Annotated in this window: 11 protein-coding genes and 1 pseudogene; 3 read left to right on the top strand and 9 right to left on the bottom strand. The window is 42.4% G+C overall.

The features are described from left to right. Nucleotides 1-113: 113 nt before the first annotated feature. Nucleotides 114-1566, bottom strand: a pseudogene (locus H6H03_RS42305) (ISL3 family transposase); the annotation flags it as partial. A gap of 774 nt (nt 1567-2340) precedes the next feature. Between H6H03_RS42305 and H6H03_RS35670 the strand changes: the two are divergent. Beyond that, on the top strand, nt 2341-3270 hold the full coding sequence (locus H6H03_RS35670; RefSeq protein WP_190959733.1) for a reverse transcriptase N-terminal domain-containing protein: 930 nt from the start codon (nt 2341-2343) through the stop codon (nt 3268-3270). A 56-nt stretch (nt 3271-3326) separates the two neighbouring features. Here H6H03_RS35670 and H6H03_RS35665 read toward each other — a convergent pair whose 3' ends face one another. The 4 genes from H6H03_RS35665 to H6H03_RS35650 are packed head-to-tail and all read right to left on the bottom strand — an operon-like array spanning nt 3327 to nt 4911. Continuing rightward, a complete protein-coding gene (locus H6H03_RS35665) occupies nt 3327-3587 on the bottom strand; it encodes a DNA N-6-adenine-methyltransferase (protein WP_190959732.1) in 261 nt (86 codons plus the stop codon). Beyond that, nucleotides 3577-4077 carry a hypothetical protein gene (locus tag H6H03_RS35660; RefSeq protein WP_190959731.1) on the bottom strand — a complete coding sequence of 167 codons (501 nt, stop codon included), beginning with the start codon at nt 4075-4077 and terminating at the stop codon, nt 3577-3579. The genes H6H03_RS35665 and H6H03_RS35660 overlap by 11 nt, the downstream gene beginning before the upstream one ends. Then, the gene (locus H6H03_RS35655) at nt 4074-4541 is read right to left on the bottom strand and encodes a hypothetical protein (protein ID WP_190959730.1); all 468 of its coding nucleotides are present in this window, start codon (nt 4539-4541) and stop codon (nt 4074-4076) included. Before H6H03_RS35655 ends, H6H03_RS35660 begins: the two co-directional genes overlap by 4 nt. Further along, nucleotides 4531-4911: an HTH domain-containing protein gene (locus tag H6H03_RS35650; protein WP_190959729.1), complete on the bottom strand. Its 381-nt coding sequence runs from the start codon at nt 4909-4911 to the stop codon at nt 4531-4533. The genes H6H03_RS35655 and H6H03_RS35650 overlap by 11 nt, the downstream gene beginning before the upstream one ends. Before the next feature lie 169 nt (nt 4912-5080). Here H6H03_RS35650 and H6H03_RS35645 point away from each other — a divergent pair, with 169 nt between their 5' ends. After that, nucleotides 5081-5443: a helix-turn-helix domain-containing protein gene (locus tag H6H03_RS35645; protein WP_190959728.1), complete on the top strand. Its 363-nt coding sequence runs from the start codon at nt 5081-5083 to the stop codon at nt 5441-5443. Nucleotides 5444-5471: 28 nt separating this feature from the next. On the opposite strand, the gene H6H03_RS35640 is transcribed toward H6H03_RS35645, so the two are convergent. The 4 genes from H6H03_RS35640 to H6H03_RS35625 form a co-directional block, all read right to left on the bottom strand. Next, nucleotides 5472-7205, bottom strand: coding sequence for a site-specific integrase (locus H6H03_RS35640; protein WP_190959727.1), 1734 nt, complete (start codon nt 7203-7205; stop codon nt 5472-5474). A 640-nt stretch (nt 7206-7845) separates the two neighbouring features. Continuing rightward, complete coding sequence (locus H6H03_RS35635) at nt 7846-8355, bottom strand: transposase (RefSeq protein WP_199339204.1); 510 nt, start codon at nt 8353-8355, stop codon at nt 7846-7848. Between the two features lie 36 nt (nt 8356-8391). Continuing rightward, nucleotides 8392-8700 carry a transposase gene (locus H6H03_RS35630; protein WP_190959726.1) on the bottom strand — a complete coding sequence of 103 codons (309 nt, stop codon included), beginning with the start codon at nt 8698-8700 and terminating at the stop codon, nt 8392-8394. Nucleotides 8701-8814: 114 nt separating this feature from the next. Further along, nucleotides 8815-8976: a hypothetical protein gene (locus H6H03_RS35625; protein ID WP_190959725.1), complete on the bottom strand. Its 162-nt coding sequence runs from the start codon at nt 8974-8976 to the stop codon at nt 8815-8817. 52 nt (nt 8977-9028) lie between these two features. On the opposite strand from H6H03_RS35625, the gene H6H03_RS35620 reads away from it, so the two are divergent. Then, nucleotides 9029-9817, top strand: coding sequence for a tryptophan-rich sensory protein (locus H6H03_RS35620; RefSeq protein ID WP_190959724.1), 789 nt, complete (start codon nt 9029-9031; stop codon nt 9815-9817). Nucleotides 9818-9880: the final 63 nt, after the last annotated feature.

Genomic DNA, 9880 nt, shown 5'->3' with positions numbered 1-9880 from the left:
GAATGATTTTTACTTGGGGTCATGCTTTAAGCTGCTGGAATTCTTTTGCAACATACATTTTGGCAGTTTTTGACCCCTCTTCTTTCAATCTTGGTGAGAAATCCGGGTTGAGTGAGCCAAGGATCAAGTTGTGAAGGCTGCTGTTGGCGCACAATGCAGGTAAAGCCTTGCGATAACTCAATAGCTTCAGCTAAATCTGGATGTTGTGCTGTTAGTAGCGCAAGCAATTCCTCGTCTTCTGGCTGTTGCGACTCTGGTTTCCGCAGCACTAGCCATACTGCACGACGAGGTGTAAGACAAAGTTTCTTGGGTTGAACGACTTTTGGTAAAGACTTAACCGAATACCGTTTTCTTGGCTTGATTTTTTGGACAGTACGGATACGTCGTATGTATCGAGCTACAGTATCATAACTACCCTTGTAACCTAGTTTTTGAATTTCCTTAAACAAAATTAAGCCTTCGTGACAACCTTCATTCCAGCGTTTAAGGATATATTCATGGTACGGAACTAAGATACTTCGACCTCGGCTTCTTCGTCTAGTTGGTTCTGGCAAAGTGGAAGTACGTAAATAACGAAATACACTTGTTACACCAATCCCAACTTGACGAGCTATAGCTTTTCCACTCCAACCTTGGTGATGTAAATCCCAAACTTGCTGATGTATAGCAAGTCGTCTGGCACGGCTTTGTTCTGCTAATTGTAGTCCCTGTTGTTCACGGGTTGGTCGTGGTACTCGCACAACTACAGTACCGTCTGTTTGGGTTACTGATGAAAGACTGTATGCTTCATCGACGGTTTTGAGAGCTTGATGATGTGTAGCGAAAACTTCGTTAAGTGTTTGGGCTAAGTTCTGTAATAAGTGAAAACGGTCTGCAACCTGAATGGCTTCTGGCGCTCCTTGGCGAATACCACTTTCATAAGTTTTTGACCGATCTCGTGAGACGATTTTGATACCAGGGTGAGCTTTTAACCATTCTGCTAAGGTTTCAGCTTTTGCGTCTTTGAGTAGAGCGATTGGTCGGCTACGTTCCAGGTCAATCAATGCTGTGCCGTAAGTTTTGCATTTGCGAAAACATTCATTCATCTACCCCAAGAATCTGTGGCGTTACGATTGGCGGAAGTGGGATTGAGCGTACTAATTTTAATAGCGTGTTACGAGAAGCTGTTACCCCCAATTGTTCTGAGAGTCTTACCCCTGCTGCACCGCCCAGAGATAAACCAATTGCACTCAGTCGTTGCGCTAAACGCAGAGTCCTTCGCGCCCAAGGTGCGGTTACACTTGTCAGCCTTTCGGTAAAAATGCGCCGTTTACATAAAGTGTTAATGCAAAAAAACTTTCGCACCCGTAACTGTAGGGTAATACTGTAATCAGCCCAGGGCAGGTCTGTTAACTTACGTTCGTAGTGGCTATGAATTCGGTGAGTTGGGTGGTTACAAACTGGGCAATTAATGACAGTTTGCACCGCAGAGACAATCAACGTAATCGTCCCTTGTACTTTGTCAAATTGCCATCTCTTCAGTTGAAGGTTTGTTGTGTCAGGTAACAGGTGGTATAGCAATTCCATACCAAAAGTTTGATGGAGTGAAGTTTGAAGTTAGTAATTCAATTGTATCCCTTCCTCCTTCTTTTTTTCCCTCCTTCTGCCTTCTGCCCTCTGCCTTCTGCCTTAAAGCGCGTAACCTTTCATCATCACCAAAAGTTGCCAAGAACCTTAATGTGGTTTCAAAATCGCCTTGTTTGCAGTTTGAAGCGTTTATGTTTGCAGTTCGCTAGTGTGATTCGTTCTGTCGAAACGAATAGAAATATTCGGGGATGACAGGCAAGGGAAATATTCGGGAGAAATTCCGACAGAACCTTGACAACTCAATTTTTCGTGATGGTGTAATTCCATCCCTCCAAGTGCAGGAGTGAAAGCAAGTCCCCCATTTTAGCAAAGTGGTTCTTTGTAAGGATGAAGCGGGGAATCATGGCGGTAACTACAAGCCTAATGTGGAATCCCGCCTAGCATAGCTGGTCATGGATAGTCAAACGAATCTCTTGATTGAATCATCGTTATGCAAAACAAGCCAAAAGGCTGACAGGCTTGTCCCAAAAGGGAAAAGATTAGTGGTTGGCTGATTAGCGACAGACCAATAAGCACTCACAATAAACTCGGTGAAGAGAGAGAGTCCTAAAACCAACGTAAAACGAAAAATTGGGAACGAAGTAACCCCCTAATGTACTCTCCAAAACTGGTCGAAGTTTGGAGTAGGTAGCCAACCGGAAGTCATTAGGGGGAGGGATTGTCTCAGAAGCCAATGCCTTCTTGTAACGAGAAGGATATGCAGACGGAGACACGGTGACTTGGATTGTAGAGGTACAAGTAGCAATGTACACATCTAAAACGAGTTTCAAGACTACGGTGGAATGGAATGCTATCCCCTGGCGAAAGCTAGAAAGGAAAGTATTTAAGTTGCAAAAGCGTATCTACAAAGCCTCTCAGCGTGGTGATGTCAAAGCAGTTCGTCAACTCCAAAAAACGTTGTTGCACTCCTGGTCAGCAAAGTGTTTGGCGGTTCGTAGGGTAACTCAAGACAACCGAGGTAAGAAGACGGCAGGAGTGGATGGGTTGAAAAACTTGTCCCCAAAAGCACGCCTTATCTTAGTATATTCCCTGAAGCTAGGTCAAAAAGCCGCTCCCACTCGAAGGGTGTGGATACCAAAACCCGGCTCAAAGGGAGAAAAAAGACCAGGTGTCGTCAGCAAACGCATATTTAACCAGGCTGATACAACTTTATTCAGCCAGCTAAAAGCATGGGCAGAACATCGTCACCCTAATAAATCTTCCAGATGGAGTTGCCAAAAGTATTGGCAAACTGTAGGGTCTGATAATTGGGTATTTAAACCCCATAACCAGAAAATTCGCTTACTCAAGCACCGTGAAACCCGCATTGTGAGACACATACAGGTGCAAGGAAGCCGTAGCCCGTTTGATGGGGACTGGGTGTACTGGAGTTCCAGAATGGGTAAACATCCTGAAGCGCCAACAAGAGTGGCAACACTTTTGAAGATGCAAAAAGGAAAGTGTACTCACTGTGGACTGTTTTTTCACCATGAAGACTTGATGGAAATTGACCATAAAATCCCCCGTTCAAAAGGCGGTAAGGATAGATACGACAACCTTCAGTTACTTCATGGACACTGCCACGATGCTAAAACGGCAGCAGATAAATTTGCTGTTGCAATTCCAGAAATAGATGAGGATTATCTCAACTTTCATCCCTTTTAATTCTGAATTTATAGGTGTGTTTGACAAACACCAAATCACCGAGGAGCCGTGTGAAATTAACGTTTCATGCACGGTTTTGTAGCCGAGTCAGGGGGGTGACTTCCTGGCTTAGGCATCCAGCTATAAGGTGGATTCATAAACACTCGCCCAGACCACTCATGAGACAATCCATCATCGGCAACAGTGAAGTGTTGACAAGCTTCAATGTGCTTCCCATTATCAGCACAAGGATCTAAAGTTATACCATTTAAACAACTTTGAATTAAGGCAATTATTTCAGGTGGTGTATACCAGCAATCAGAAGATTTAGACTTCATCTTTTTTACCTACTAAATAATCGTCTCGCATTGCCTTCCACTGATCAGGTGTGATGGCCTCTACTTCGGCTTTACGCTGCTTCACTTCGCGGTTATCGTTATCAGTGCGATCGCTACTAGATAAACTGTGAGATTTAGAAATTTGATTAATTCGTTGTTTAACTATTTCAAATTGCTTTTGTGTAACCTGTTTCCAATCTTCACGAGCAATTCGATCTAGTTTTTTGCATAGAAATAAATCAAAGCGAGTATCGAGTACGCCGTAATCCATCAAATTGTGTCTGTCAAATTTATTACATCCTTGACAAACAGGAATGCGATCGCGGTTGGGGTCATAGTCTGAAATGATTAACCTGACTAAATGTGCCTGGATTTGGCCTGTGTCCTGGCAACAGAAACAGTTCCAATTTGGTTGCCAAATTTCCTTATCCTCTTCTTCTTTTTTTGGATTAATTGGCAGACGCTCAAATTGGGGGAGATTTTCAGTCATGATTCGCCCTCTCTGAGCCAGCTAAATTGTTTAGTTTCGTTGCACCACCTAATAAAATCTTGTTTTTCTTTATCAGTGGCAAATTCGAGGGGGTTAGCCGTCTCCTCGATGATGGCTAACCAGTTCGGGGTGCGCGGGTCAGTTTCCCATCTCGCCGAATACGCCGGGGGATTTTGGCCTTTGGATTTGTACCAATGGTCTGATAGATCCTCCCAGTTGGCAGCAATCCACTTTTTGAGAAGGCGTGGCGGTTTGGGTAGCTGTTTAGCTATTTGTTCTCCAAATTTTAAAAAGTCCTCTCTCTCCCCTTCTGAGAGAGAATCTGTAAAAGTCTTATAAGTCTTATTAATCTTATTAATCTTAGAGCTTTGGGACTCTTTTCCTACTAGGGTTTCAGCCTCTGGTTGTCGCCCTGCGTTTACAACTGTCGCCGTAGGTTTACAACTGTCGCCGTCAGTTGACAACTGTCGCCGTAGGTTTACAACTGTCGCCGTCAGTTGACAGTTGTGGACGGTTTTCTAAACTGTCACATAGGCAGCCACGCGATCGCAGCTTTAAACTGTATTCAACGTCTTCTTTCTCGATGTATGCTTTTTCTGAGAGTGCATCAATAGCTTTGTAAACTGCTTGCCTTGATATCTGTAGCTCATCGGCTATTGTTGAGGCTCTAATCCTCATTCCATTACTGTAAGGATCGGCACTCCTCAAGTAATAAAGAACGCTTAATTGAGTATGGGTTAGCTCCTTGCAAGCCTTTACCCACTCAGTATTTTGTAGGGGATAAAATTTCCCGGTTACTTTTGTGTTGGAATCTTTTTCGGGTTTCTGTATCATACAAGTAGGTAAATAAGCAAGCTAATGAGTCCCCAATCACGGCAAATGATTGGGGAACTTGACTCTTGGTATTAAGGCAGCAGAAAACTGAGGGTAACTACCCTTGTGGACAGAAAATTAATTTGCTATATTACAAATATAAAGCAGGGTTTGTATATTTGCAACAACAATGATAAATCACCAGCAAGTGCTAATAGATGCCGTAAATAAGGCTATTGAAGAGGGCATGACTGCCAGACAGATTGCCTCTGCTGCTGGCATTGATAACAGTGTACTTAGCCGCTTTATGAACGGGAAACAAGATATTAAAGCAGGTGACTACTTCTCAATTCTTAACGTTCTGCCAGAGGATTGTAGAGTTTCCGCGCTCGGAAGGCTGGGGATTTTTGAAATGAGCCTAGCACAATTAATTCAGACTGCATCCCCAAAAGAGAAAGCAGAGATGCTGCACGCCATCGCCGCTTGGGTATTACAACCGGGGGCTATACCTGGGAAAAATACGGATACTAAAGACCTGCAAATAGCTGTATAATATCCTATTAAATTTTTATGTATACACATCATTGCTCCTGAATTTCTGTAGTCAGCTCAATAGTCTTAAGCGGCGGTGGAGGGGGCAAATTACCTGTAGGCAATGACTGCAAAGCTGATAAAGCGGGAGCCACTTTTTGCTCTGGAGTCCGGCGGTCATAAATTTGGTGTTGCATCTTTTGACTGTGAGCCATCAGTTCTGCCAAGGCTGCCAGCACCCGATCGGAAGTCCCAGACAATTTAAGATACGTAACAATAGAATCGCGCACCATATGGGGCGTAAACGCCTGTCCCGTTAGACGATATATCCGTTTACGGAAATACTGATATAGAGAGCCGTCTGTTAATGGTTTGCCGTTCAATTGGGTAAACACATAGGGATGATTAGGATTGAAAACCGACCGCCACTTTGAAAGCCATTCCTCCAGAAGAAGATATAGAGACTCTGGAAGTTCTACAACTCGTTTTTGGCCATTTTTACAAAAAGAATTTCCCGTTTTAAAATCCTCCGCCGTATGCTCAACAAACCATTTCCCATCACGATTAACTAAAGTTCTACCCACTTCTAGCTCTCGGATAGTTCTAGACCTGTCTGGAAAAGCACTCAAAAGCATACAAATTAAAGCAATTTGATGACTTTGGGCAAGAGTACGGATACTGCGTTTTTTGCCCTTTTTATCTCGCGGAGCGCATTCAGAAATCAAACGCTCAATACAGGCTTTAAATGTGGGCCAGTCAACCCATTTTTTGGACTCATCAGAGCGGGGTGGTGCAGTATTGACTCGTGCCATAATTTCACACTCAAGTCGTCGTAATTCCTCAATGATGGGAATATCTCGGTATCCCACACGTTTGCTAGCCACTTGCTCGCGAGATTGGTATTTGGATTCTTTGTGATACAAAAATTTGGCTACAGCAACCAATGATTCGACACATTTTAATTCCGTATTAGGTGAAGCTTCTCGAACGTCTCTGAGCCACTGTAAATGTTCATCAATCAAATCAATAACTTCATCAATTGCATCTTCATCTCGGTGTCCATCTCTAGTTAAACCACTAGCACTCACAAGTAGTTTTAAGCTCAATTCCTCAAGAGGAACTCTCTTATATAGATGAACCCATCCTAAGAAGCGTTTACTATTATTAACATGAGCCATCGCACTGCGAGTCCGTAAAGGAGCATCTTGGCGTTTGCGACTACCAACAAGTGTTGTTTGAAAATTCAAAAAATTGTTGAGTTCTTGTTGTAAGTCAGCCGAAATTTCGTGAGATTTCAACCCATAAATAAAATTGTTACATCTAGGTGTCATATTTTTATTAGTGACGCGAACTTTATCACTAACCCTACCTCTTTGGAGGCGGATGGGAGGGCAATATTTATCTGCATCTGTCTTGGCAGCATTTTTCCACCAAGATTGGGTATGACACCAAACAAGCATCTTGTTTAGATGAAAACGATAATTTCGGGAACTAGCAACATTACCAAGAGAATCAAAAACTTCTTGTTGATAAGAGAGGGCGTTTTTTAATTCAGATATAGGCACTCTCTTCATGAATTCTAATCCCGCTTTTATCTCCTCAGATGTTAGCTTCTTCCTTCTGGGTAAAGGAAAGCCCCATTTGGCTAGAGTATAGCGAATTAATGCTGTGCGAATAGCTGCCGTCACATCATATTGACTGCCATTATATTTTATTTTGAGGAATTTACAATAAATTTGATAAACATCAAAAAGTGTTTTAGGATTCAAGAAACTGTTGGACATTAGCCTACCTCAATTTTAAATTCATTTGGAATTTAGAACAATTGGTTGCAAATAAAAGTGGCATGAATTTCAGACTAAACATCGCTAAATAATTAGGTATACAGCAATTATTAACCTGAAATGAGCGACCTGTTGTTCATTAAAATTTACGCTCACACCCCCTTATTTATGACATTTTACAATAAATTTCATGGCATAGAATTTACCCGGTTGAATCGGCTTTTGTGAAGGATTAAAAACTAAAAAATCCAGGGTGAGACTGCCAATGAACCATGTAAAAAGGCTTGGAGCGTCATAAATATTTGTCACAAGTATTTATGACGCTAAAATCCTCAATCAATTTGACATGAATTCGGATAAAGGTTGACTGACAAAAAAAGCCGGTTATGAACCCCGGCTTAGGTTGATATTTACTTTTTTGGCTTTTTTAGTTTGAATTTCTTATCTCATTATATCTCTAGAAGAAATTGAAATGTCAAGGCTGATTTCAAAAAAAATATCAGGTATTTGCTAACAAAAAAGATACCAGTAGTTACGAATTTGCCGCCCAAAAATGAGTCACGGACTCGCTTAGCATCCTCGCTCTCATAAATTGAACAAACCTTCGATACCCCACGATTTATAGAACCCATTTGAGATCTCAAGAAGTGGCTGCAAGCCGCTTAAGCATTAGCCTAACAAAGCAGAGGTGAATCTTAGTTGTGGCATGAGATAGAGTTCGCTCAAAGTTCTTGACTAAACTTTTGCAACGCTCCATCCAAGCATTAGAGCGTTCTATTACCCATCGAGCCACCACGGGCACAAATCCAGATTTTCCTTGCGCTGCCTTCTCTTGTTTCGAGGGCTTTGTCGAAAACTCAAACCTGATTTTTGTCATGATCTGAGGATAAACCTTTTCCAATGCTTCAATCAAATAGTCAATGTGATAACCGTGGTCTAGGAGGATGGTAATCTTGGGAATAGTAACGGGTTTTGATTTGAAATAATCGATGTTGAGCGTCAACATCTCAATCAATCCCCCATCATCTGAAATATTAGCTTTTGTGCAGTGAGTGAAGAAGGGAAACCCAAGGGTATCAACGGCTAGATGCCTTTTAATCCCATTTGTTGCTTTGTAGAAACTTTCATCCCTTCGACTCCACACTTGCATTGCAGGTATTTTTCACACCTTGGGAGTCAATGATGATTAACGTCGTCCACTTGGGCTTTTTTTTACCTGCTCACGTACTTGTTCATGTAAAGTTTTCATGAGTTGCTCAATAACGCCTGCACTTCGCCACTGTTTGTAGTGCCAATAGACGGTTGAGTAGGGAGGTAAGTCTTTGGGCAAGTCTTCCCAATTGCAACCATTTTTGAGTTGATAGAGGATGCCATCAAGGATCTCTCGCTTTGTCCAATTACTTGGTCGTGTCCGCTTCTTGGTCGGTAATATCTGAGCCAACAGTGGTTCAAGGATTTGCCATTCTGTATCACTGAGGCTGCTGGAATACGTCATGGTGGATGGATTAAAGGGTTGTGTGTACCTTACCGTAAAGATGTCAAATGGTTTCTATACGAGTTGTCGAACGATACGATTCTCAAAAGTGCCGAGCTGAACCTTTGAAAATCGTTAAACAATTTTTACAATTATTGCGTTTCTGACTTTTAATTTTCTCTCCAATGAGGTAGGAGAGATGTACAGAGTACAGCGCTCTTGGAGGAATTTTAGGCGGGTGGGCGATCGCTCTGCTTCCTCATTGACTTGCTCGATATGACTGTGGGTTGTATGCATCGCTCTTTTTGGGATGTAAGCTAAAAGCACAAAAGATATGAGTTAACATCCTATGCAGCAGTCCACAAGAGGCAATTACCGGGATCTTTGGCGGCAGCTTGTTACATTGGCTGCAATCTTTGGTGCTTTCGTTGTCAACGTAGTATCAAACGTTTTTCCGCTCAATGGACTCAGCATAGGGGAAATTTCCAATACTTTGTTTAAAAATGTCCTGATTATCCCTGCTAATTATGCCTTTGCTATCTGGGGGCTGATTTACCTTGGGTTATTTGCTTTTGGGGTATATCAAGCTCTACCTAGCCAACGACATGACCCTGATTTACGTAAGACAGGTTATCTGTTGGCGATTGCCTGTATTGCTCAAAGTATCTGGGTTTATCTGTTTTTGTCTAGGCTTTTTGCTCTTTCTGTAATTGCAATGTTCTTGATTTTGTTGCCTCTGATTGCTGTCTATGTGCAGTTAGAAATTGGCAAATCGCGTGTACCTCGGCTCAAAAAATGGTGTATTCACTTTCCTATTAGCATTTATCTTGGCTGGATTAGTGTGGCGACCATTGTCAACGTAGCGTGTGCCTTGGATTTTTACGGGTGGAACGGTTGGGGAATTTCTGCTGTAATATGGACTCTCATCATGTTATTGATAGCAACAGCAGTTGCAGCAGTTATAGTCATCCAGCGTCGAGACATCGCTTATACAGGAGTAACACTCTGGGCATTGGTAGCAATCGCACTCAAACACTTTGATAATTCAATGCTCAGAAATGCCGCGTTGGTTTTGGCAATTGTCCTAGTTTTGACTGCTACGATTAACAGCTTACGCCCTCAACAAGAACATATTTAAGTGCGTTCGTCGCAGACGTTGGCGCAGCCATCGCCCCATCTAAATGGGTTTCGTCTGCTCCCA

This window comes from Nostoc paludosum FACHB-159, assembly GCF_014698835.1.
Taxonomy (GTDB): domain Bacteria; phylum Cyanobacteriota; class Cyanobacteriia; order Cyanobacteriales; family Nostocaceae; genus Nostoc; species Nostoc paludosum.
Note: the sequence above shows the minus strand (reverse complement) of the source record. Positions and strands in the feature narration are given on the sequence as shown.